Below are 23,727 nucleotides of genomic sequence, written 5' to 3' on the forward strand. Positions count from 1 at the left end.
GACTATTATTAGTAGAAAAATGAACTAATCTTACCCTTAGATTCAAGGATAAAGGATCATGTCATCAGTATTTCCTCAATTCCATATTTTTTTATGTGGTGATGTTATGACTGGGAGAGGGATAGATCAAATTTTAACTCATCCTGGTGAGCCGCAAATTTATGAGTCTTATGTTAAAGATGCACGTGATTATGTCTGGCTTGCTGAAAGAGTCAATGGCAAGATTCCGCTTGGCAAAAAAGGAACATATATATGGGGAGATGGTTTAGTAGAATTAAAATTAAGAAATCCTGATTTTCGTTTAATTAATCTGGAAACAAGCATTACCCGTAGCAATACGCCATGGCCATTCAAGGGGATTAATTACCGCATGCATCCTGAGAATATAGATGCAATTACTTCAGCACACGTTGATGTATGTGCTGTGGCTAATAATCACATATTGGATTGGGGCCGAGAGGGATTTTTAGAGACACTGTTGACTTTGGATAAAGCTCGAATAGCTTATGCGGGCGCAGGAAAAAATATTCAGGAAGCGACTGCGCCTGCAATCCATCTTGTTCCAGGTTTTAAAGGAAGGATTCTCGTATTCTCGATGGGGCTTTTTTCCAGTGGTATTTTAAAAGAGTGGGCTGCCACTTCGGAACAACCTGGGGTATGGTTGCTGACTGATTTAGGTAAAGACTCCATAAAGCAAATAAAGGAAGTGATTGAGTATTACAGAAAAACTGGAGATTTATGCATTGTTAGCATTCATTGGGGGGAAAATTGGGGTTATGACATTCCAGCTCAACATCAGCGATTTGCTTACACACTCATTGATGAATTAGGTGTTAACGTGATTCATGGTCATTCTTCGCATCACCCAATAGGTATTGAATGGCACAACCAGGGGTTAATTCTATATGGTTGCGGAGATTTGATTAATGATTATGAGGGTATCAGTGGCTGGGAACAATTTAAAAGTGATTTGTCATTGATGTATTTTTTTTCTTTTGCCCCCAATTTACAGTTGTCGCATTTGGAGTTGGTGCCAATGATAAGAAAAAATTTCAAATTGCATTATGCAAGTAATGAAGAGTGCCAATGGATAGTTAAAAAACTTATCCAATGTTCGCAGGCTTTTAAGACGTCTTTTGAATTAGAGGAGCGTGTGATTTATTGTTTATGAATTCAACTAATTGAGTTTGAGGAATTTGTGGAGAAAGGTGAATCTATCTTTTGGGTTATTCCTTCTGTAATAATTAAAATTAAAGGCGCTAAATCTTTTTTGCTGCATTGCTCGAGTTTTTTTCTTATTTTTTCATGTGAAGTAGAATAAAAATCTGCAAAATCATTATGTTTATAACAGTAAAGTAACCATTGGATGTCTTTTTTAGTTGGTGAAGAAGAGAAAAAAAAACTTGTCCGTGATGTTTTTTTTAAAAAACGAATTTGTTCTACCAGATGGTTTGCAGCATTTCTTCTTAATTGATTGATAAGTGAGAAGGGCGCATTGTTTTCTTGGGCAATTTTGTAGAACAGGACACATTGCTTCATACTCATTAGGCTAATTAATCTTTTTTGCAAATGCTCATCTAAATGGAAAAATAACATTTGATATTTTTTCTCGGTTAACCAATATTCTTCTTGAGCTGCTATATAAAGACGCAAAAAGTAACTCTCCTTTTCTGTATTATAGCGATTGGCGTCATCGAGTAGGCTTAATTGCCTTAATGCAGTAAAAAACTCAAGTATGGCATTTGGCGAAGGTCGATCCACCCTGTTTTTTTTTCCCATTTTCAAGATGAAATTTTTTACTAATTCACAAATAAAGAGGTCAGGTTTTTTCTTAAAATGCTCAAAAAGCCCGTCAGTACAAAAACCAATATCGCGAAATTTTCTTATGAGTTCCTCTCGCTTCATGTGTACATTGTCATTTCCGAATTCAATAATCTTTTTTAAGGGGTTATCTGCACCAAATAGACTTAGTAAAAGTGGGCTCAATGCAAAAAAATCACTAGATTCCGAGTAATAACCGTTTAATATTTCGATGGCAATATGTTCTGGAGTTCCTTGAGGAATTTGTGGTGTATCAATGATGGGTTTGGCATAATCGAGATCCAGGAATGACACGTCAACTTTATATTTTTTCCCATCAGTGGTCTCAATTTCTTTGATTTGTATTTTGATATTTTCCCCTTTAATATCGCCATGTACGATTGAAGGACCGCTGGTATTCCTATAATGAAGGGTGTTGAGTCCAAGAATCAATTGCCAAGAGATATCTACTACTTGTAAAAAGGTTAATTGATTTAATCCAGGATTATCACAAGCATCCGGATAGATATGGAACCCATCTATGTAATCCATAATGAGAGCATCTCTACCTTTAATATTTAAGACGGCTATTTCTGAAGTATAAAATTGAAAAGGAGAGGGATGGTGCTTGCCATCATAGAGTTTTATTGCCACAGGGCTATGGTAGTCAATTCTCAACTCTTCTTTTTTTATGTGGCGCGGTTTTAAATCTAGGGGGTTTGCATTGACTAAAGTACACTGATGTCCTTTATAAACAGCACCGCCTAACTCTTCAGAAAAATCAGAGGCATAGTACACAACAGATCCATTTCGTTGTTTTACAGGAAATAAGGTAAAGGGCAGCGGTTTTTTACCTTTTTCTTTATGTGTCATAAAGCGTGCCTTTTAGTAAGTACTATTTTATTACTTAAACCATCCAGACCCTAAATGTCCTTAATTAATTTTGACTCGATACTTAGTGACATGAACGCATCCTGAAAATTAGTTACTTTTTTTATTGAATGCAACATGTCCTTGCATCATTTTTACAAGTTGCTTAATAGTCTCTTAATTTTAATGGAATAAAGTGGAATTAGAAAAGAAGAAATAAGTTGATCGAAGAAGTGTTGAATTACCGCTATTTTTAGCGGCGTCTCTATCATTAATCTTTAAAGAGGAAGATGACATGATATCTAAAAGTGACATTACAAAAAAACAGGAAGCTGTATTTGTTACAACGGATCATTTTGCTAAGGAATATAGAGAAATTATCGAAAGAATTTCGGGGATCCGAATTGATGCCTCGCGTCTGCAGCGCTTGAATCAAGAAATAATTAAAATAAAGAAAAATGATTTTTTATCTTCTGATGCAAAAATTATTGCACTTTTGGATGTTTTGGCGAGTGAATATGCTGTCATTTTAAATTCATTTGGGGGGGCATACAGTGAAGCAGGTAATTTTATTAAAAATTTCTGTTCAAAAAATTTTGGTGTCGAATTAGGTAAAGCGCCTCTATATCGTATAAAATCAGATGGTTTAATGATGCGTATTTTAAATGATCAGATAAAAGTTCAATCTCAAGAGATAGAGGAAGAAAATTTATTACCACCTGTCAAAATGAGAACAACTGAATTGGGTTCTGTTTCAAAGAGCGAACCACTGCTTAGGCTACAAAAGGAGTTAAAACCTAGAGTATCCTCTTCAGTAGATATCCTTGAAACAGAACTAGTGGAAATAGGCCAATTCACTGTACGCAAAAACAAGGAATTAACTCGTTTAGGTAGTATGTTTGGCGCAAAACAATTTTGTTATGCAAAAAAGCCTAGTGGTGTAGAACCAGGATTTAGGGCGGTTAATTTAGATAAATTATTTTTTCAGGAACTGGACTCCCTGTTAGCGAAAGAACATTTGCCCTCTTCAGAGGAGTTGCCTGATAAAGAGCGATTAAAACTTATTCGCTTACGAGAAGACTTAAATGAAGCGGCAAGTGTAAAACAAAAGCGCGTCGTATTTTCAACTTTTATTAATTCGCATATAAAAGGCCCTCATGCTGAAAGCATCCTATATCCTGGTATCCAATGGCTTTGCAATGAAATAAAAGAAGCGGTAGCCAAAAACAATGGCTTAAGAGCTTGGATGTATAAACTCGATTATGCCGAAGGTCAAAAAGACAGAATTAAAGCCAACAAAGAAGCAATAAGAGAGTTTGTAGGCACACGCTTGGCCGGTATTTTTAGTGCGCAAAATCAAAAGCAGGAGCTTATCTGGGTTAAAAATGGTTCAAAAGGAGTTCATGCCTTATTAGCATGCGGCTGGAAAAATGGTTTGCGAGAGTTAACAAGTTTTCTATATGGTGGTTCTGAGCCTGATTATAATGGTGTCTTGGTAGAAGATAAGCAGGCTGCAATCAAACGCTCCAAATACATTCCCGGGTTGGCCAAGAATTTAATTTTTGGTATTGCGATTGGCGATCGGGATGGCATGGGTAAGGATGCGCAAAATAAAGGTTTTGCCGACGCTGCATTTTACGGTTTTGATTATGGAAAGCCTTATGAAGGAGAAGGCGTATGCTCAAGCTTAAGTGATGATTTTTCATTTGAAGACAGTTTCGCTAAAGCGCCTGCATTATTTAGAAGTTCTTCCACAATTGGTTTTGCCCGCCATTTTATGTATCGAAATTACAGTGTTTTTTACGATACTACCTTATCTGAGCGCATGGAAGGGTTCCATTTACTCAGAAAGATGATCACCGGTGAAAACCCTAATGAAGAAGTGATTGAAAGTTATCCAGGGCTAAGACAGGAATTAGAGCGTATTCAAAAAAATACACCTTCCCGGGAGGAGTTATTAAATTCTTTAGGCGAGCTGAGGAGAAATTGCAGTGAGGGAAGTCAATTACAGGCTTTAATTGATACCGATATCATGAAAATATGGGCAGGGAAATTATCAAATTTTGATCTGTATTTTGCCAAAATAAGAATTAATTTAATCGAGATGGGTATAAAAAACGACATGCCTTATGAGGAGCTGGAAGGGTATCTAGGGTTTATTAATGATATGGCAGCAACAGCCTATAACAGCAATCAACAGATATTGGCTAAATTCCCAAAACGAATGTTATTAACTGCACAGGAAATCGATTTAATCGATAAATTAGAAAAGTATTTTTCACCTACCTCAGTCATGTCGCATGATGGAGAAGTTTTTTTGCGTACAATGCGTTTTGATCCACAAAGCGGCAGAATTCCATTTCAATTAAAAAGGGAAGAGAATGGGACTTATACCTTAACTACACTGAATAAAAAAATTGCTCGTCAATTGGAAGATGAGTTTGCGCTTGAGTGCGTTCAAAACGATGGGGGCTTAAGTTGTACTATTATGCCCAAACAACTTTTAAAATTAATGGAAATCGCTGAGCTTAAATACAATCAGAAAAAAGAGATGTTATTAATTAAACCAACCTATAAATTTATCACCTTTCCTAACATGTCTTTTTTGCTGAACCAGTATAATATGCCATCGGATCCTAAAATAGATATTGGTTTTTTATGGCATGCAGAGAATAGCTTATCTTTGCGAGTTATCGCTAAAACTGAGAAACAAGCACTGCAAGTACAGAAGCTTTTTGGAATACTTCCCGCGCTGAATCAAGCTGAGCTTATTGAAGTTTCATCAGAGGAACATGATAAATTCCAACACCTCATAGACCAACTCTTTGAGGAAAATCAGCAGTTCATGCGACGCAAAATGAGTGTGCAGACAGGGCGAGGAGACGTAATTTCTACTTTTTCTCGTTTGAGTGTGCAAATAGCTCCGACTGCAGGGGGTAATACCAAATGGAACGATTTACATGAAAAAGCTGAAGTTGAAGACGAGGCTCTAGCACCCACCAATCAATTGTTATTGAAACGATTGCGAGGATTGATTAGTGACTCAGGCGTTTTACAAGTAATTGAAAAAGTTATAAACGAGGTAACGAACCCTAAAGTTATTGAAAAATTGTTGCAATACAATGATAAAACGCTCTCTTCTTATGATAACCTAAAAGCGATCATTGATGAGCGATTTGATGCGATAGTAGAGATTGCAGAGGAACAGCATCTAATGGGCTTAGTTGGTTCAAGCGTGAAACAAACAATTTATTAAGGTCCGGGCTTAAGCAATAGGACACTATGCATTTAGGACAATGCGCAAAAATACATGCTATTTATTTTTATTATTTAGAACAATCCCCTTATAGAATCCTTTGCATTGTTTGCTATACCAAACGCCTTTTGTAATTCCTGCTTCACTGTATTTATATAAAAAATAATCGATTCGCTCATGCCAGGAATTTTTTGCTGTCTTTGCAAAGGCGATTAAACTGCCGTGAATGAGATAAATACCGTCTACTTTGTCACTTTTAAAGGATATTTGTTTTAGATGAATCCCCTTATTAGTGATTATAGGCTTATCAATTCCATCCTGTATGGTATGAATGAAGGTGCCAGGGCTATGTTCCTTACAGTATTTTTTGGTAACTCCTTTTTTATTCGGAACTGCTTGATAATAAATTCCTTTCCAGGTGATTAAATCAAGATTGGCAAATAAGACACCAGGAAAAAATAAGAGATATAAAAAAACGAAAATACAGTGCAACGTGATTATCCTTATCTAAATATATAGTCTGAGTAAAGCACAGCGGTACGTAGGTCATGAAGCACTCAGCTCATAATAATGGTTTGTAAAAAGGGGCTGGAAGCCGATACGTTTGTAGAGATTAAGGCCTGCAGTGGATGCTTCCAAAAAGCATGTTTGCACTTTTAAATCCAAAGCTTTTTGCAAAGTATAAGCTAACATTGCGCAGGCAAAGCCGCGTTTTTGAAAGCGCGGTAAGGTAGCTAAATCATCGATGCGGGCAAGATTTTCTTTTACCGTTAATGTTATTGATACCACTGCTTCTTTGGCAAAAAAACCTGAAAAATGATGAATATCACACGATTTTTTCAATGCTTCATCATGTCTTAAAGTATAAACATGGGTAATTTCTGGTGTTGATTGAAAGCCATGGATAAGGGGAATACTCCAGGTATGTAAATCCTTATTCATTTCTTTAAATTCAAGTTGGTTATCCGGAGTATTCAGTGAATTCGCCACAAGATTGAACGCCATCCCTACACCAGTATCAGTTAATTCATAATCTTGTGGTAATGGATTATCTTGCTCTGAAAAAATCGGTGTATGTTCTGAAAAAATCAGTGCCCATGGTAAATTCTTTTGTGCGAAGTAGGATCTGCAATGTGCGAGATCATGTAAAAATTTTTCATCTATCTTGGTAACAAAAGCAGGGTTCAAACCTGTGGCAAGCACCCCGGTTTCAAAAGCAGTTATTGTTTGATAATCAAGACAATTTAAACTGATCAGCGAGAAAAAGCGCCTTTCCATATCATGAAAATCATGAAGCAGTTTTTGCATTAAAATAAATCCAATAAATAATTTTTTGTCGCATTATAACAAACTCCTAAGATGATAATGTACTGAAAAGGGAAAGAATCTGCATTTCAAACTAGGTACAGCGAAAGAACCTTCAGTATAAGGCTAATCCTTCGCTATAATTCTTAGTTTACTGAAGCTCATTTATTCAGGATTGTTTGCCTCGGATGAGAAGAACCGGCATGGGGGCATTGCGAATTACTCCTTCTGCAACACTACCAAGTAATAAATGCTGATAGCCTCGACGACCATGCGTTCCTACGACAAGCAAATCAGCTGGCCAATTTTTTGCTGCTTCAATGATTTTCTCAGGTACTTTTTCTTTAGAAGGATTCATTTCAAGTAAATGTGCTTCGCAATCAGCATGGTGTTCGCGGGCAATGGTGAGCATCTTATCCAGAAATTTTTGACCATATTCTTTGAATGAAGCTTCTAGTCTCTCATAATCAACACCGGTTCCGACATAAGGAGCATAAAATTCGTTTGCTATATGTACAATTCGTAATTTTGCCTGATGCACTTTACTCAGATTAATGGCTTCATGGAAGGCTTGCATTGATGTAGTACTGTCATCAATTGCAACTAAGATATTATGATACATTATTATTTCCTTATGAAAGTAAAATGGATTCCAGTGGTAAACGCATTAAATAGCATGATATAAAATCAGACCTATATTCCGCGCCTTATGGGCGGAACCCAGCTCCGGTATTTCATGTACGCTCGACTGGATGCCGTGCATAAAGCACGGCAAGTAGGCCCAAAAGAGCTGTTTTATGTTCAAAGAGCGTTTACCCTTACGTTCTGGAATATCTTACCTATAATCTAGAATGAAACCTAGGGTCTGGTGACAATTCGCTCCATTTTGGCTCAATCTAGCGAATTGTCACCAGACCCTATAGAATGTTTTTAATTTAGGTAAAAGAAACAAAATGAATTAATTTTTGAGTATAAAAATTGCATGAGGCAAGAATGACTACGAATAATGAAATTCTGTTTACTCCATTTAACTTGCGCGGTTCAATTTTGAAAAACCGCATCGTGATGGCTCCACTAACGCGAAATCGCGCAATTCATGGAATTGATGCCCCTTCAGAACTTAATGCGGAATATTATGCGCAACGAGCAGATGCAGGTTTAATCATCGCTGAGGCAACACAAATTTCACCTACAGGGAAAGGATATGCTTGGACGCCTGGAATTTACTCCTCGGAGCAAATTGCTGGATGGAAATTAGTAACGGACGCAGTTCATGCAAAGGGTGGGGTTATTTATTTGCAACTTTGGCATGTAGGACGAATTTCACATCCCTCGCTTCAACCGAAAGGGGGTGCTCCTGTAGCTCCTTCTGCCATTGCGGCAACAGGGCAGCGCACATTTATTGAAAATGGGACATTTGTCGAAGTGGGGAATCCACGTGCTTTAAAGCTTAGTGAAATTCCGGGCATTATTGAAGATTATCGAGTTGCAGCAAGGAATGCTATTTTATCCGGATTTGATGGTGTTGAAATTCATGCAGCCAATGGATATCTTATTCATCAATTTTTGTGTGATGGAACAAATCATCGCACCGATCAATACGGCGGTTCAATTGTTAATCGACTGCGTTTTGCACTGGAAGTAACCAGTGCCATTGTATCTGAAATTGGTGCAAATCGAACAGGAATTCGTCTTGCTCCGGTAAGTCATGCCAATGGCGTTTCAGATACCTCGCCTGCTGCGGTGTTTTTCCCGCTTGTACGGGAGCTGAATCGATTCGATTTGGCTTATATTCATGTTATCGAAGGGGAAACTCAAGGCGCACGAGAGTATTATGGCCTTGATTTTGCTGCATTACGGAAAGAGTTTAACGGCCCTTGGATGGTAAATAACGGCTATACATTAGAAATGGCAATTGAAGCGATCAGCAGTGGTTATGCGGATCTCGTTGCTTTTGGGAGGTATTTTATTTCCAATCCGGATCTGGTGACGCGATTTAGAAAAAATGCCCTACTCAATGAATTAGATCGTGCGACTTTATATGGGGGTGGCACAAAAGGTTACACTGATTATCCCTTTTTATAGTAAATGAATGAAGACAAATAAGATGAGGCACAAACAATTGTTACTGGTTCTTTTTCTTTTTATTTTAATTGTTACTCTAGGGTATTTTTTACAACGACATTTCATTTATTTTCCATCTCCAGAAAAACCGAGTTTGAGCGATTTTCAGGCCGAAGACATGCAAATCATTAAGCTGCCTGTTGCAGATGGATTGACTTTAAGTTCTTGGTATAAACCCGCTGTGGATAATAAGCCGACAATACTCTATTTACATGGAAATGCAGGGCATATTGGTTATCGCATGTATTTGACTCGTCAGTTCCTTTCACAGGGGTTTGGCGTGTTATTACTTGAGTATCGCGGGTATGGAGGAAATCCGGGAAAGCCAACTGAATCAGGATTGTATCAGGATGCTCGAGCAGCAATGACGTTTTTACAGCAACAGGGCGTTCCGGTAAATAATATCGTGCTTTATGGAGAATCATTAGGAACCGGGGTAGCTACGCAAATGGCAACAGAATTTCCTATTTGCTCTTTAGTTTTGCAATCCCCCTATACCTCATTAACTGCTTTGGCTCGATTTCATTATTCCTGGGTGCTCATGCCTGTAATTGATAAGTATGATTCTTTATCGCGTATTCAAAACATTCATGTTCCTATCTTAATGTTGCATGGAAAATTGGATGAGGTTGTACCTTACGATCAGGGTTTAGCCCTTTTCAACCATGCAAACCAACCTAAGAAATGGATTGAATTTGCTGATAAGGGGCATCATAACTTATGGGATGAACATTTTGCTCAAATCGTTATTCATTTTATTAATACTTATTGTGGGCCCGAATTCAACACGAGCACACAATAAATAATATTCTTACAGCCTAGATGACGCGTCTGAATCTTATATACATCGCTGAAAAACCAGTCCAAGCACTACTCCGACGTCCCGCGGGCTTGTCCGCGAGATCCAGGCGATCTGTCCTAAAACACTGGACCTGCGAACAAGCCGCGGGGTGTAGGCCGAGATGTGATCAAGAGACAGGTGATGCGTGGCGGAAAGCTACAACCGGAGAAAATAAGGCTAAATTGCATCAGCAGGTCTATTCATGATTAAAATTTTGGTACGTTTTTTTGAGCCAACAGTATTGCGGTAGGAAAAAAAATTAACATAGAATGCATTATGTTTCTTGGTAAGGGGTTATGGATGACCTATTTGAAGCGTATTGCAGTTATTTTCATCATTCTATCGTTGGCTCAAGAATTGATTTTAGCAAAAACAAATACAGAAACTCAAGCATGCGATGCAAGCATCCATAATCCTTGTGTCGTGCAGGATACTGAGTATTCCTCTTCTTCATTAAAGGTATTGCGTGATGCCTCCATGATCGCCGATGTATACCAAGGGAATACAGCAGGTATTAAAGAGCTGACCATTTCTGGAAGTGAGGAGCCGAGTGAAAAGGGATGGAAAGATATTTCTGATTATATTTCCAGGCATAAGAGTTCAAGGAGTCAATCTGTTTTGGTACTAGATTTACGCCAAGAGAGCCATGGTTATCTTAATGGCAAAGCGATTACGTTAGTAAGTGAATATGATTGGATAAATAAAGGAAAAAGCAATAGCCAAAGTCTTGCAGATCAGGAAAATTGGCTTAATTCATTAAGAGTTCAGAAAAAGGTGAGAGGGATTTTATCCTCACAACAGTTTGCCGCTAAGGAATATTCCAATGGTAAAAACATTCCAGTTAAAGTGGTAAAAAACGAAAAAGATTTGGTTTCTCGATTAGGTTTTGAATATCATCGACTCTATGTTACCGATCATGCCGCACCTTCTGATTTAGAAGTTGATGCGTTTTTGGCCATAATAAAAAATGCGCCTGAAGATGCGTGGTTTCATATCCATTGCCGGGGAGGAAAAGGCAGGACAACAAGCTTTTTTGTAATGTATGACATGTTAAAAAATGCAGATAAAGTGAGTTTTGAAGAAATTGTTGCGCGTCATGCCTCAATACCGCCATATTATAATTTATTTGAAGTAAATCGAGCTGATCCTTTTCTTACTCCTTATTATGAACAGAGACTTCGTTTTCTTTCTCATTTTTATCAGTTTGCTCAGCAGCTTTTGAAAGGGTATCAAGGAACATGGAGTCAATGGAGCTCCAGCAATCCTGTAGATAAGACATAGGATGGATTTTGAAATTAGGCTAGTGAACAGCTTCAGCCGTGATGTTCTTGAGAATAGGGTTTTATCCAGACTTTTGAGGTAGGGGTAGTGTGGTATACCATGCCTCTCCTAGGATAATCTGTTCCCACCAGACAGACATTTTTTCTTCATTCATTTCGTGCCATGCAACAGGATGTAGTACCAAAGCATCAGCCATTCGTTTTGATAAATCATACATGGCAAGTCGTTTAGGAAGAGAATCTTTCTCCCATGCTGTAATTGCCTGCTGCAAATCATCACCTTGCTTGAGATGTTCACTAAGACTTAGTGCATCCTGAATGGCTAAGGAAGCGCCATTTCCTACATGAGGGCGTAATACTGCACTTGCATCACCCAGTAAAAGAGCGCCCTGGGTTACAAGGTGATCGACGCAAACATCAACAATTTTCTGCATGAAAGGAGATGGCGTATCGAGAATGATTTGTGCCGCAACCTCCGGTAATTGGTTACGAGCTAATTGGTGTAGATGTTGTTTTGCTTTTACAGAAAAGTCGATTAAAGAGGTTGGGCCTAAATCCTCAAGGTCTGCAAGCGCTAATTTTTCATAAAAAACCCAATTTAACTTATTTGTTTGATGATGATACACCGGATAAGTTAATAAATGTCCTTTGTTATAGCAGTAATAAAGTCCCTGATCATTGAAAAGAGTTTTATTTTTTATCTTCTCAAACTCCAGCGTGCCACGCCATGCAACATAACCCGAATATTCCGGCTGTACATTGGATATCAATTTTCTTCCCAGAGATTGAACGCCATCTGCAAAAACAATTAAATCAAAGGCCTGTGTTTCTCCAGACTCTAAAATGACTTGTCCAGGACGTTCATCAGGAAGCTGTACGTCAATGACTTTTACGCCATGATGATATATCGAGTTCGGTATTCTTTTTCTTAAGTTAGTGAATAAAGTATCCCAGTGGAGACTTGCCATGGAAATTCCCTGTTTCCATAAAAATTTTCCATAAATCGGCTCATTGTCCGCTTGGCAATAAAAGCTGCGGGTGGTGAATGTATGAGCTAATGTACCTGGGTCAATAATATTTTGAGCGATTAAGGTGTTCAGTAATTCAATAGAGAGGGTAATACCCGCCCCACGTGATTTTAAATCAGGTTCCCGCTCAAAAACAGTGACCGGAAACTGGTCTTTCAATAATAAGGCCAGGGCACAACCTGCTATAGAACCTCCAATAATAGCGATTTTCAATGTAATTCCTGCCAGGAAATTGAATGAATACGATGGATTATATAAAGTAACAAAACAAAATCAATAAAGACCAATTAAACGCACAGGGGCTTCGGTTAAATCAGCAATTTTCATAAGTAAAATCATGCTGTAGGCACCTAATGCAGGTAATCTTGTTGCATTAAAAGCATTTTCAACAATATATTTCTTGTTTTCGAGCATCAGCTGGTGAACGATAAAGTCATTTTCTGGTCTATCCGGAGACAAGGTATCAATTCCGAATCTTATATACATCTCTGGAAAACCAGCCCAGCTCTACTCCAATGTCTTGTCCCCACGACCTTGTTCGCGGGGCGTCAGCACAGAGGTGAGCAAAGGCAACCGGGTTATCTACCGAAGCCCTTGAAAGGTATTTATTGCAAATTAATTAAAGTTCCAATCAGCAACCGGAGTTTCTGAATATTGATTTTTGGTATACTGCTCCAGCATATAATTAAAGTCATTTTTGTGTTTCATCAGATGTTTCTTTTGCCAGATACTTCCATTTTGATTTTTATAAAGTCTGGTTTTAATGATATCTAAATAAAAATGAGCCTCAACAGAGTCTATCCCCAAATCTTCAAGTCCTTTTAAAGCTTGGGGTAATAAGTTTTTTAAAAGAGTTCGAGCCTTAATCTTACCGGTGTTCCAATGTAGTCGCGCTTCTAATCCATAACGAGCTGACGCATAAAAATTTTTTAAAGTAGATTCCTGAGTTATTAAAGAGGTTAAAGAAGGGGATGTGTTTGCATAATAATAAACTATGCCATAAAAAAATGCCGCATTTGCTATCATATCAATTACAGTTGGGCCCGTAGATAATGCGCGGTGTTCAATTCTCAGATACGGTTCATCCTGTTTGTTAAAATCTAAAATGGGCCTGTTCCAGCGAAAAATGCAACTATTTTGACATCGAACATGGAACATATGATGGATTGGCTCCTCATAAGCTGCCAGAGGCAAGAGATAAGGAAAGTTTTTTAAATTATTTTCAAAAATGGGACATAGAGTTTCTTGCATATAATTAGGTTCAAAAAAAACGGTTTTTTGCAATGGATGAGGAAATGTATAAAGTTGTTCAAAAATACCAATTCTTGTTTCGCTCCATAAATTTTTTCCACAAAAATAAGGGGAGTTACTACTAAGAGCTAATAAGGGGGCTGATAATATTTGAACAATATTAAAATAATGAGCTAATTGATGCTGGGGAACTTCTATATGAAGCTGCAACGCACATATTAAACCTTCTATAGCTAAAGATTCTGGAGATAACTGAAGATTTTCATTTTCTCCTTTTAAATGAATAGATAAAGGTGCTTCTTTGCGATATTTGGTTACAAACTCATTCATTAAAAGAAAAGCATCCTTGGGCGTAATATAGGAAGGTTTAAAAAGAGCAGGGTCTGTTTGCGGTATTGAACCTATAAGTACCAAGTGGTGCCGGGTATTAAGCGCCATGTCACAACATTTATTCCAGGTCGCTAAAATATTTTGATGCAGAAGAGATAAAAAATTATCTTTTAAGGGAAAAACCGGAGTATTAATTTCCAGTTGAGTACCTCCTGCCTCTCTGACCAAGTCTTGGTTTTTTAATTTTTTAGTAAAAAGAATATTATGGGGCGTTAATTGATATTCTTTATCCAAAATAAGAAATTCAATTTCGGCACCTGCATTCATATGTTCCGATTTAAAATAATTTTTTGTAAACCATTTTTCTAAAAGCTGGGTTTCAGCAATTAAATTTTTTTCAAATAATTCACAATCAATTTTATAGTTTTCAATTTTTTTAATGCGCATTGCATCGTCCTTAGTATTACAACTAAAGCTTTTGTAATGAAATACTTAAATTTGATTCAACCATGAAACAATGATTCATCGGAATAATTTGCCATTTAAATCCATTGTTGGTTGATAATTTTTCAGAAGCAATGATTACGTATTGGTAAACAGTTTCTGTAGTTGCTTTTTGTGCAAAATTCCCTCTCAGGGAGAAGTACATCGTTTCCGGTTTTGCTTTTGAAGAAGTACAATAACGAAATGCAACGATTCTTTTTCCATCCGTGATGCAGATATTAAAATAGGACACGCCTTTTTCATGATGTTTTTTTACTAATTCGTCAATTATGTTCAACGTTTTTAACAAGGTATTGTGGATATCATGGGCATCTTTTATTTTTAAATTTTTTGCTAATTGAAGAAATAATGCAAAAATCAATTCTGAGTCGGTACTGCCTTTAACCCAATTATAAATATCATTGTCCAATAAATTATGAATTTGTCGCTTGATTTTTTCAAAGTTGGGAATCCATCCATTGTGCATAAATAACCAGTTTTTATATATAAAAGGGTGACAATTAAATTGTGAGATCCCGCCTGTGCTTGCTGCACGGATATGGCCAAAAAACAAATGAGACTTAGTCTTTTTTGCCAAATAAGTTAAATTTTGATCATTCCATGCAGGATAAAGGGATGTGAATAAAGCAGGTATTCGAGAGAATGAAGTGTACCATCCTAACCCAAACCCATCTCCATTAGTCAACGTACGTGATTCACGGGCAAGGAGGCTTTGTTTTATAAGCGAATTATTAGGCTTTATTAAAAGATCCGCTAATAAAATATTTTCTTTTCCTATATAAGCTACAAATCGACACATAATTTGTCCTATCGAGGCTTAAAACGATCCAATCATTGTAATTTTAGGAGTGGAACAATGAGATGTCCAAAAATAAACGTCTAATAATTACTTTTTTATTCATGTTAACCAGATTGTATCTTTGGGTTTATATTAGGGGGCTTTGAGTGCATCTCCGACCTACACCCCATATGGCAACAGTATTGTTTAGCGCAACTCTTCTGGAGCTCGCGGACAACCCGCGAACAAGGCCGTGGGGGCGGGACGTCGGAGTAGAGCTAGACTGGTTTTTCAGCGATATGTATCAGAGTTGGCCATAATTTGATATAAGATGTTGTGTAGTATAATTAATAACAAGAAGCGGCCATGGACTTAGGCAAAATGGAAAAAAATAAATGGGAGTTTTGGATCGATAGAGGCGGTACGTTCACTGATGTTGTTGCCTGCAGTCCCGAAGGACGTGTAAGCAGCCATAAATTACTTTCTGAAAATCCTGAACGCTATCCAGATGCGGCCATCCAGGGTATTCAAGATATCCTCAAATGTACTGCTATTCCAGCAGATGAAATTGCATTCATTAAAATGGGAACAACCGTAGCAACGAATACCCTACTTGAGCGCAAGGGAGCGAAGGTACTTTTAGTGATTACTGAAGGTTATGCTGATGCTTTGCGAATTGGATATCAAAATCGTCCTGAACTTTTTGCATTAAATATTAGATTACCTCCCTTGCTTTATGAAGAAGTGATTGAAGTTAAGGAACGAGTTGATGCAAAAGGTACTGTCTTAAAACCCTTAGATGTAGAAGGGGCGCGAAAAAAAATGGAACAAGCCTATGCTAAAGGATATCGCACGCTTGCTATCGTATTGATGCATGCCTATCGCTTTAATCGGCATGAAAAAAAATTAAAGGAAATTGCCGAGGTAATAGGATTCACACAAATTTCGGTAAGTCATGAAGTTGTACCCGTAATGAAATTGGTAAGCCGTGGAGAGACTACTGTTGTTGATGCTTATCTTTCTCCAGTGTTACAACGCTACATTCATAGTCTGCAAAATAAGTTAGAAAAAATCCCGTTGTTTTTTATGCAATCTAATGGAGGATTGGTGAATGCAAAACTTTTTCAAGGTAAAGACAGTCTTTTTTCAGGTCCCGCAGGAGGAGTGATTGGTATGATTAAAACCAGCCAAGCCGCTGGTTTTAATCAGGTTATTGGTTTTGATATGGGAGGAACATCAACTGATGTTTCTCATTTTGCAGGCGAATACGAACGCAGCTATGATTATACGTTTAGTGGAGTACATATCCGCACGCCAATGATGTTGATCCATACTATAGCAGCAGGGGGCGGGTCGATTCTTAATTTTGATGGTCAACGTTATGCTGTAGGACCTCAATCAGCAGGAGCAAATCCAGGCCCTGCCTGTTATCGTCGTGGTGGTCCACTCACTATAACCGATTGCAATGTGCTGCTTGGCAAAATACAGCCCCAGTTTTTCCCTAAAATTTTTGGTTCTGCAGCCAATCAAGAAATTGATGTACTCGTAGTGAATGAACATTTTCAGGCTTTAGCAAAAAAAATTCAAAAAGAAACAGGAAGTAGAAAAACGGTTGAAGAGGTTGCTGAAGGTTACCTCAACATCGCAGTGGAGAATATGGCGAATGCGATAAAAAAAATTTCCATACAACGTGGTTATGATGTGAGGCAGTATGTCTTAAATTGTTTTGGCGGAGCAGCAGGGCAGCATGCATGTATGGTTGCTGATAATTTAGGAATCAAAAAGATATTAATTCATCCCTTGGCAGGTGTGCTTTCTGCGTATGGAATGGGATTGGCAGAAGTCAGCGTCATGCATGAACAAGCAATTGAAAAAGCATTGCAGCGAGGCATTCTTGCTCTTTTACGTCCAAATTTTGAAAAAATAGAGAAAAAAGCTCATGGCGCATTAAAATCCCAGGGATTAACTAATAAAGCGATGACATGCAAACGGCAAGTGCACTTACGTTATGAAGGCTCAGATACTACATTACTTGTTGCATTTGGAACTATTAAATCCATGCGGCAGACATTTATGGAACAACATCGTAAAACGTTTGGATTCGCTTCATCCAGAAAAGCACTGATTGTTGAAGCAATTTCTATAGAATGTGCCGTTCCCAGTAAAACGTCGATTGAATTGACTGAAGAAGCGTCCCAACATCGCCCTGAACATAAAATTCCGCAACGTGAAGCAGTGAAAATTTTTACTCAGGGCTCCTACCATAAAGCGTCAGTGTATGATCGAGATGAATTAATTCCTGGGGATTGCATTCACGGTTGTGCCGTAATCATCGAAGCGAATGCGACTACTATTGTGGAACCGGGTTGGCAAGCTGAGGTGACTGCACAAAAATACTTATTATTAACACGATATCAAACTCTGGCTGCTAAAAAAGTAACGACTCGAGTTGATCCTGCCATGTTGGAGATATTTAATAATCGCTTCATGAGCATCGCGGAGCAAATGGGGGAGGTTCTACGTAAAACAGCAAGCTCGGTTAATATTAAAGAACGTCTTGATTTTTCCTGTGCTATTTTTGACGAGCAGGGCGAACTCGTTGCCAATGCACCTCATATTCCGGTGCATCTAGGCTCAATGAGCGAAAGCGTGAAATCCATATTAAAAAACAATCCGCAAATTCATCCGAACGATGTATATGTTTTAAATGCGCCTTATAACGGTGGAACCCATTTACCCGATATTACTTTGATCACTCCAGTTTTTGATAAACAAGGAAGCAATTTGTTATTTCTAGTTGGTTCACGCGGACATCATGCAGATATTGGCGGAATTACCCCGGGATCCATCCCTGCAGAAAGCAAAATTGTCGAGGAAGAAGGGGTACTGATCAATAATTTTAAAATCATGGATCAAGGTCGTTTTTTAGAAAAGGCGACATTAAACTTGCTTACCAAAGCGGAATATCCAGCGCGTAATCCCCATCAAAACTTAGAGGATTTCAAAGCACAAATTGCAGCAAATGCTTCTGGTGTGCAGAGTTTATTGGATTTAATTATACAGTTTGGTTGGGACGTAGTGCATGCTTATATGAAACACGTACGTGATAATGCGACTTCATCAGTAGAACGCTTATTGGGTAAGCTGGGGAATGGTCATTTTACTTATGCATTAGATGATGGGAGCCAAATTAAAGTCGCATTGAGTATTAATAAACAAACAAAACGGATGCACATTGATTTTACTGGCAGTTGCAAACAACACCCAGGTAATTTTAATGCGCCCACGGCGATTTGTAAGGCTGCTGTTTTATATGTTCTGCGCTGTCTGATTGCTGAAAATATTCCGTTAAATAGTGGTTGTTTTGTACCGATTGAGCTCGTTATCCCTGAAAACAGCATTTTAAATCCCAGCTATCCCGCTGCGGTTGTTGCGGGTAACGTTGAAACGTCCCAATGCATTGTTGATACCTTGTTTGGTGCATTAGGAGTGGTCGCTGCATCCCAAGGAACATGTAATAATGTCACTTTTGGCAATAAAAAGTATCAATATTATGAAACAATTTGTGGCGGAGCCGGAGCTGGGCCTGATTTTGATGGGGCTTCTGCAGTTCATACACATATGACCAATACCTATCTTACCGATCCAGAAATCTTAGAATTGCGTTTTCCAATTCTTCTAGAACAATTTTCCATTCGCAAAGGAAGCGGGGGGGACGGTTTGCATGGCGGCGGGGACGGTGTCGTTCGACGGATTCGTTTTTTAGAGAAGATGATCGTAAATATTATCTCCAGTCATCGTGTCATTCCTCCCTATGGGATGCAAGGAGGTGCTTCGGGTAAGCCTGGGCACAATTGGGTTCAACGTGCAAATGGCCAAGTAGAAGAATTGGGAAGTTGTGCACGTATAGAAATGCATCCAGGTGATGTGTTCATTATTGAAACACCTGGAGGTGGGGGGTACGGTAAACATTTACATGGGAGCCTGAGCTAATACCTAATTGTAGCTTGGGTGCAACGAAGCGAATCCCAGGATTTTAAAGTAATTGTTCTCCACGCAAGGGTATATTAAAAATGAGCCACAAAACGCAGTATTCCATTTGTACCTTGGGGGCGATTTCTGGCATCTTGCTCAGAGTAAACGTTTAAAAAGATAAAATGATTTTTGCTAAGACTGTAAACCATCCCTGGACCAATCGCCCATATACTTTCCTTGCGATTTGGGACGGCGACTCCGTTTACCAGGGTATCGGTGATTTGATTGAAAAAATAGCCGTTCACACCCACTGTCCACTTTTCAATTATTGCATAACCTACAGCAATATCTGCAAAAATAGCCTGTCCTGCCTGAGTGGAGCGAACATTGGGACCAAAGGAAACATTGGGGCTATGATTGACACCATTCCACAGATAATGCAGTCGTGCAGCAGTGGACCATTTAGGAGTCATCCAAAACGTAAAAGCCCAGTAGGGGTTTAAAGACCAAAAGTGGCTACTGGCATTAATTGCATTGATGCTGCTGTATCGTCCTATTGGGGCAATGATATCCAGTTCAAGGCGAGAGACAAATAAAGGCCCTTTTCCATCTTTGCGCATAATGGGGTCAAACTGCAGCGCAGGTCCGACCCACAAATCCCCAGGCCCATTTTCAGCTTTTAATACGGTATTTCCCAATCCGTCGTCTACACGATCATTAACTACCCAGGGTAATAGTGCGGAAAAACCTAAATTAGCTCCGAAAATTTTTTTTGTTGTTACATAGATAAACTGGGTCACATTTGCAACAACATCAAGTTCAGTACGTGGCAGCGGAAGCTTATTGCCCTTGTTATCATTAAAACGATTGGAAGTATAGTATTGAAAATAATCTTGAAAATAAAAACCCGGGCCAGAAGGAGGGCTTCCATCATAAAAACTGGTATAACCCAGATTAACAACTGGTTCATCATAAGCCAGCGCTGATGAAGCGGCCAAGAAGCATACTAAGCTAAAATAAAAATGCAGTATTCCTTTCCATTGCATAAAAGTCGTCCTTTCTAAACTCGTCTCTTTCCAGTTGTTATTCTAGGTTGATATCTTCTATTGCCTATTGAGCTGAAATGTACAGAATTAACCGAATTTTTCAGGAATCGCTATTGTATTGTGGGAGATCACAATTGTTCTTTTTTGTATATTTATTTGGCATAATTAAATCATTACTCTTTGATAATTGGTGAAATTATCTCTGATTTATTGCAGAAGAACAATATAAAGGGAATGATTTTCCCATATGAATCAATGGGTAGAAAAGAATGTATTAGGAATTAATAAAATGAATCCAATAGTTTTTATAGAAAATCCAAGTGAAGACGATCACGGCGCCATTTGCAAGGGGATTGATCATTACGCGGCCCAATTTGGTTTTGCAAGCACCGGTGGCTATTTTTATGCAGCATATGATGAGCATCACCATATTATTGCGGCAATCTCTGGGTTTGATAATTTTGGTCCAGCTGAAATTGGCGGTTTGTGGGTCGATGAACGATTCCGGAATCAAGGATATGGAAAAGCACTACTTGCAAAAGCAGAAGAATGGGCGAAGCATAAGGGATGTAACATGATGACTGTTTTTACTTTAAAAGATTGGCCGGCATGTGCTTGGTACCAAAAATTGGGTTTTTCGATAGAGTATGAACGACCCAATCATGCGAATCATTCTATAGGTTGTTATTTAATAAAAAAACTAGAGTATTAGTAGATTTTTATTCCCAGGCATCAGCTCTAATTATTATTACACAGAAAGTATTTGATGGAGGTAAATACCATGATGTGCACTGCATTTATAGGTCTGGATTATATTATTGATATCATGCACCCTCAAGGCAAAATCGCGCGTTCCGCTTCACATGCCCAGGAGCGTGATGTAATTAAAAAGGTAAATAAGGTCCTGGAGATTGCACAATTAAAAAATTGGTTAGCCATAATGGTTAAAGTGGGTTTTAGTGCACATTATATCGAGCAACCGAAACACTCCCCTATCTTTGGTAAAGTTCATCAATTGGGAGCACTTCAGTTAGGCTCTGAAGGAACTGAATTTCACCCGGAATTGCAAATTGGCGATAGTTTAGTCATTGTGAAACCACGAATTAGTGCCTTTTATGGAACTGCACTTGATGCTGCATTACGAGCAAATCAAATTGAACGACTTATTATAGGAGGAGTAAGTACTTCTTGGGCAGTGCAAAGCACGGCTCGCGATGCCCATGATCGTGATTATAAGGTCTGTATTGTTGAAGATATTTGTGCAGCGGCTAATCAGGAGGAACATCAATCTTCCATCCAATTAATGGAGAAAATAGCACAAATAGTAACGGTAAGTGAATTAAAAGGTATTTGATGCAGGTTATTTCTAAAGCAATACAAACATTAAAAGATGAGATCCTGATATGGCCTTTGTTAAGAGGTATTATCGTATTATTACCTTTCGCATTTCTGTATTTAACGACCAATAATCCCCGTTGGCTCCAGTCTTCTGTTTTAACTATGGCAACTCTAATTGTAGAGGAACGATTGCAGCTGACAGCATTAGGTGTGTTACTCCATGGCAGTATGATTATTGCGATGTTTTATTTGCTCTTTTTAACTCAACTTCAGCCGGTTCTTTTTGTTGTTTCATGCTCCCTGGCGGCAACGACTGTGATCTGGGTTACAATAAAGGGAGAGAAGTTACGTCCATTGGGAAGCTGGACTTTTATTCCTGCCATTATTCTTGCTACTGAGTTTGCAGCGGAGACTAAGCCTGCAACAATGTTTTATCAAGCACCTCAATTCTTGCCTTATTTAGTGTTTGCATTGATCCCTACTTTATTGATAGCACAGATTGATAAAATAAGCGCATTTTATAAAAAACGTGTCACATATTATCATCCCTTGCGATTAGGAGGCTTAGATGATTTTGGCGAACAAAATCCCTATATTGAAAGCATGATCGCTATGGCACTTGCTGTTTTTATTTCTGCATTTTTAGTTGAGTATTTTCAAATGGAAAACGGGCAATGGATGATTTGGGGGGCGGCAAGTGTTGTTACCGGTAACATAACGACAACACCACAAAAATTGCGTCAACGCGTTACAGGTGTATCCATCGGTGTTCCATTAGGTATTTTATTTGCTCAATTTATTCCTAATACTCCTTTTGATTTGACGTTTACCGTGTGTGGGGTTTTTTTAACTTTAGTGACTTTTCGTCGTTATGCGGTTGCATATACTTTTCGGTGTTTCTTTGTTACAACAGCTGTGATATTGGCGACTCATTCAATTAGTGTTGCTTCAGAACGCTTTACTCACGTTATATTGGGCGGTCTTGTAGGATTCGTATGCGTTATGATCTGCCATTTTTCTGTGCTTTGGGCAAGCAAAGATAAGATTTAAATTTCAAGTGTTATTTTGAATTTTTGCGCATGTTACCTTATGGCTTAGATATATTTTATCGCTTTTTTATGTATTATTTGGGAAAGATCTTCTAATAAATTAAGCTTACAGGGGCTTTTAAAAGTCTGTTATTTGGGACCCAACAATAAGAATAGAAGTAGATTTTTTTTCATATTTTTGCGTTCCTTGGTTATGTTTTTATTTCCATATGAGAACTTCTGGTAATTTACGAGGCACTACTGGTTGAGTGACGGCTGGGACCCCTACAATAATGGGTGCAATTGCTGTTATATCAGAGGGAATATTCAATTTTGTTTTCCATTCAGGAGTATTCAAAGCCGAAACTGCAAGCCCAATAACACAGGTACCAAGTCCATGGGCACAAGCTGCGAGTATTAAGTTTTCAGCTGCCAACCAACAATCAGCAGTTACAAAATGTCCATGATATTTGCTGTAAATAATGATGAGGGTGCTTGCATTATAAAATGCATGAAAATCAGGATCATTTATAAGTTCTTGCAGATATCTCATCTGTATTTTTGAATAATTAAGGGATTCTGTGTAAATAAGTGCTTTCACGCTGTCTGATAAACGATCCAGGGTATCCTGATCTTGAATTACAGCAAAAGACCATGGTTCTTCCTGCATGGCAGTAGGCGCTTGAACTGCGGCATCAAGTAATGAGTTAATAGTTGTCCGATCAAGTTTTTGTGACGTGTAATTTCGTATGGATCGGCGTTTATAAATTATTTCAACTTCGCGCATTAGGGCTTTTTCTTCCTCAGGTTTTTTTGAAGTAGCCATAATTTTCTCCATTTAAACTCTGTGACCATACAATCACAGGAAAAATAACACATTTTTTAAAATGACGACTTTTGGAGTTTGCTTGCCTGGTTTTCTTGACCAGCATGAGAGCTCCTTTTTTTTGGGGCAATGAGTTGTTTGCAGATG

Annotated in this window: 19 protein-coding genes; 9 read left to right on the plus strand and 10 right to left on the minus strand. The window is 38.3% G+C overall.

Annotation, left to right across the window (positions count from 1 at the left end; all coding sequences use genetic code 11):
• The first annotated feature begins 58 nt into the window (after nt 1-58).
• Entirely contained in the window at nt 59-1,171 is a 1,113-nt protein-coding gene (locus tag DY223_RS04295; protein ID WP_058460250.1) for a CapA family protein, read from the plus strand.
• Nucleotides 1,172-1,173: 2 nt separating this feature from the next.
• Here the strand turns inward: DY223_RS04295 and DY223_RS04300 are convergent, their stop codons facing one another.
• On the minus strand, nt 1,174-2,673 hold the full coding sequence (locus DY223_RS04300; RefSeq protein WP_058460251.1) for a protein kinase domain-containing protein: 1,500 nt from the start codon (nt 2,671-2,673) through the stop codon (nt 1,174-1,176).
• A gap of 292 nt (nt 2,674-2,965) precedes the next feature.
• On the opposite strand from DY223_RS04300, the gene DY223_RS04305 reads away from it, so the two are divergent.
• A complete protein-coding gene (locus DY223_RS04305; protein WP_058460252.1) occupies nt 2,966-5,926 on the plus strand; it encodes a hypothetical protein in 2,961 nt (986 codons plus the stop codon).
• Between the two features lie 57 nt (nt 5,927-5,983).
• On the opposite strand, the gene DY223_RS04310 is transcribed toward DY223_RS04305, so the two are convergent.
• The 3 genes from DY223_RS04310 to DY223_RS04320 all read right to left on the minus strand — a co-directional run bounded on the left by DY223_RS04310 (nt 5,984) and on the right by DY223_RS04320 (nt 7,853).
• The gene (locus DY223_RS04310; RefSeq protein ID WP_058460253.1) at nt 5,984-6,418 is read right to left on the minus strand and encodes a hypothetical protein; all 435 of its coding nucleotides are present in this window, start codon (nt 6,416-6,418) and stop codon (nt 5,984-5,986) included.
• Nucleotides 6,419-6,472: 54 nt separating this feature from the next.
• Nucleotides 6,473-7,234: a GNAT family N-acetyltransferase gene (locus DY223_RS04315; protein WP_058460254.1), complete on the minus strand. Its 762-nt coding sequence runs from the start codon at nt 7,232-7,234 to the stop codon at nt 6,473-6,475.
• Between the two features lie 166 nt (nt 7,235-7,400).
• Entirely contained in the window at nt 7,401-7,853 is a 453-nt protein-coding gene (locus tag DY223_RS04320) for a universal stress protein (RefSeq protein ID WP_058460255.1), read from the minus strand.
• Between the two features lie 371 nt (nt 7,854-8,224).
• Here DY223_RS04320 and DY223_RS04325 point away from each other — a divergent pair, with 371 nt between their 5' ends.
• From DY223_RS04325 to DY223_RS04335, 3 genes are all read left to right on the plus strand, one after another.
• On the plus strand, nt 8,225-9,316 hold the full coding sequence (locus DY223_RS04325) for an alkene reductase (protein WP_058460256.1): 1,092 nt from the start codon (nt 8,225-8,227) through the stop codon (nt 9,314-9,316).
• 7 nt (nt 9,317-9,323) lie between these two features.
• On the plus strand, nt 9,324-10,157 hold the full coding sequence (locus tag DY223_RS04330) for an alpha/beta hydrolase (RefSeq protein WP_420812506.1): 834 nt from the start codon (nt 9,324-9,326) through the stop codon (nt 10,155-10,157).
• Nucleotides 10,158-10,496: 339 nt separating this feature from the next.
• Nucleotides 10,497-11,477, plus strand: a complete 981-nt coding sequence (locus tag DY223_RS04335; protein WP_058460258.1) for a phosphatase domain-containing protein — start codon at nt 10,497-10,499, stop codon at nt 11,475-11,477.
• Nucleotides 11,478-11,538: 61 nt separating this feature from the next.
• Here DY223_RS04335 and DY223_RS04340 read toward each other — a convergent pair whose 3' ends face one another.
• The 4 genes from DY223_RS04340 to DY223_RS04355 form a co-directional block, all read right to left on the minus strand.
• Nucleotides 11,539-12,717, minus strand: coding sequence for an FAD binding domain-containing protein (locus DY223_RS04340; RefSeq protein ID WP_058460259.1), 1,179 nt, complete (start codon nt 12,715-12,717; stop codon nt 11,539-11,541).
• Nucleotides 12,718-12,777: 60 nt separating this feature from the next.
• Complete coding sequence (locus tag DY223_RS04345) at nt 12,778-12,990, minus strand: cyclase family protein (protein ID WP_058460260.1); 213 nt, start codon at nt 12,988-12,990, stop codon at nt 12,778-12,780.
• Nucleotides 12,991-13,119: 129 nt separating this feature from the next.
• Nucleotides 13,120-14,532 carry a glutamate-cysteine ligase family protein gene (locus tag DY223_RS04350; protein WP_058460261.1) on the minus strand — a complete coding sequence of 471 codons (1,413 nt, stop codon included), beginning with the start codon at nt 14,530-14,532 and terminating at the stop codon, nt 13,120-13,122.
• A gap of 22 nt (nt 14,533-14,554) precedes the next feature.
• Nucleotides 14,555-15,388, minus strand: a complete 834-nt coding sequence (locus DY223_RS04355) for a class II glutamine amidotransferase (protein WP_058460262.1) — start codon at nt 15,386-15,388, stop codon at nt 14,555-14,557.
• Nucleotides 15,389-15,748: 360 nt separating this feature from the next.
• Here DY223_RS04355 and DY223_RS04360 point away from each other — a divergent pair, with 360 nt between their 5' ends.
• A complete protein-coding gene (locus DY223_RS04360; RefSeq protein ID WP_202972299.1) occupies nt 15,749-19,360 on the plus strand; it encodes a hydantoinase B/oxoprolinase family protein in 3,612 nt (1,203 codons plus the stop codon).
• Between the two features lie 74 nt (nt 19,361-19,434).
• Here the strand turns inward: DY223_RS04360 and DY223_RS04365 are convergent, their stop codons facing one another.
• Nucleotides 19,435-20,388 (minus strand): SphA family protein, encoded by a 954-nt coding sequence (locus DY223_RS04365; RefSeq protein WP_058460264.1) that lies wholly within the window; start codon nt 20,386-20,388, stop codon nt 19,435-19,437.
• A 247-nt stretch (nt 20,389-20,635) separates the two neighbouring features.
• On the opposite strand from DY223_RS04365, the gene DY223_RS04370 reads away from it, so the two are divergent.
• The 3 genes from DY223_RS04370 (at nt 20,636) to DY223_RS04380 (ending at nt 22,776) form a co-directional block, all read left to right on the plus strand.
• On the plus strand, nt 20,636-21,100 hold the full coding sequence (locus tag DY223_RS04370; RefSeq protein WP_058460265.1) for a GNAT family N-acetyltransferase: 465 nt from the start codon (nt 20,636-20,638) through the stop codon (nt 21,098-21,100).
• A gap of 69 nt (nt 21,101-21,169) precedes the next feature.
• The gene (locus DY223_RS04375; protein ID WP_235810552.1) at nt 21,170-21,742 is read left to right on the plus strand and encodes a cysteine hydrolase family protein; all 573 of its coding nucleotides are present in this window, start codon (nt 21,170-21,172) and stop codon (nt 21,740-21,742) included.
• On the plus strand, nt 21,742-22,776 hold the full coding sequence (locus tag DY223_RS04380; protein WP_058460266.1) for an FUSC family protein: 1,035 nt from the start codon (nt 21,742-21,744) through the stop codon (nt 22,774-22,776). The genes DY223_RS04375 and DY223_RS04380 overlap by 1 nt, the downstream gene beginning before the upstream one ends.
• 198 nt (nt 22,777-22,974) lie before the next feature.
• Here DY223_RS04380 and DY223_RS04385 read toward each other — a convergent pair whose 3' ends face one another.
• A complete protein-coding gene (locus DY223_RS04385) occupies nt 22,975-23,580 on the minus strand; it encodes a nitroreductase family protein (RefSeq protein ID WP_058460267.1) in 606 nt (201 codons plus the stop codon).
• Between the last annotated feature and the right edge of the window lie 147 nt (nt 23,581-23,727).

Source organism: Legionella bozemanae (assembly GCF_900450575.1).
Lineage (GTDB): Bacteria > Pseudomonadota > Gammaproteobacteria > Legionellales > Legionellaceae > Legionella > Legionella bozemanae.

Coding starts and splice junctions, on each gene's coding strand:
- DY223_RS04295 (WP_058460250.1), top strand. CDS start 59: ATGTCATCAGTATTTCCTCAATTCCATATTTTTTTATGTGGTGATGTT.
- DY223_RS04300 (WP_058460251.1), bottom strand. CDS start 2,673: ATGACACATAAAGAAAAAGGTAAAAAACCGCTGCCCTTTACCTTATTT.
- DY223_RS04305 (WP_058460252.1), top strand. CDS start 2,966: ATGATATCTAAAAGTGACATTACAAAAAAACAGGAAGCTGTATTTGTT.
- DY223_RS04315 (WP_058460254.1), bottom strand. CDS start 7,234: ATGCAAAAACTGCTTCATGATTTTCATGATATGGAAAGGCGCTTTTTC.
- DY223_RS04320 (WP_058460255.1), bottom strand. CDS start 7,853: ATGTATCATAATATCTTAGTTGCAATTGATGACAGTACTACATCAATG.
- DY223_RS04325 (WP_058460256.1), top strand. CDS start 8,225: ATGACTACGAATAATGAAATTCTGTTTACTCCATTTAACTTGCGCGGT.
- DY223_RS04330 (WP_420812506.1), top strand. CDS start 9,324: ATGAAGACAAATAAGATGAGGCACAAACAATTGTTACTGGTTCTTTTT.
- DY223_RS04335 (WP_058460258.1), top strand. CDS start 10,497: ATGACCTATTTGAAGCGTATTGCAGTTATTTTCATCATTCTATCGTTG.
- DY223_RS04345 (WP_058460260.1), bottom strand. CDS start 12,990: ATGTATATAAGATTCGGAATTGATACCTTGTCTCCGGATAGACCAGAA.
- DY223_RS04350 (WP_058460261.1), bottom strand. CDS start 14,532: ATGCGCATTAAAAAAATTGAAAACTATAAAATTGATTGTGAATTATTT.
- DY223_RS04355 (WP_058460262.1), bottom strand. CDS start 15,388: ATGTGTCGATTTGTAGCTTATATAGGAAAAGAAAATATTTTATTAGCG.
- DY223_RS04360 (WP_202972299.1), top strand. CDS start 15,749: ATGGAAAAAAATAAATGGGAGTTTTGGATCGATAGAGGCGGTACGTTC.
- DY223_RS04365 (WP_058460264.1), bottom strand. CDS start 20,388: ATGCAATGGAAAGGAATACTGCATTTTTATTTTAGCTTAGTATGCTTC.
- DY223_RS04370 (WP_058460265.1), top strand. CDS start 20,636: ATGAATCAATGGGTAGAAAAGAATGTATTAGGAATTAATAAAATGAAT.
- DY223_RS04375 (WP_235810552.1), top strand. CDS start 21,170: ATGATGTGCACTGCATTTATAGGTCTGGATTATATTATTGATATCATG.
- DY223_RS04380 (WP_058460266.1), top strand. CDS start 21,742: ATGCAGGTTATTTCTAAAGCAATACAAACATTAAAAGATGAGATCCTG.
- DY223_RS04385 (WP_058460267.1), bottom strand. CDS start 23,580: ATGGCTACTTCAAAAAAACCTGAGGAAGAAAAAGCCCTAATGCGCGAA.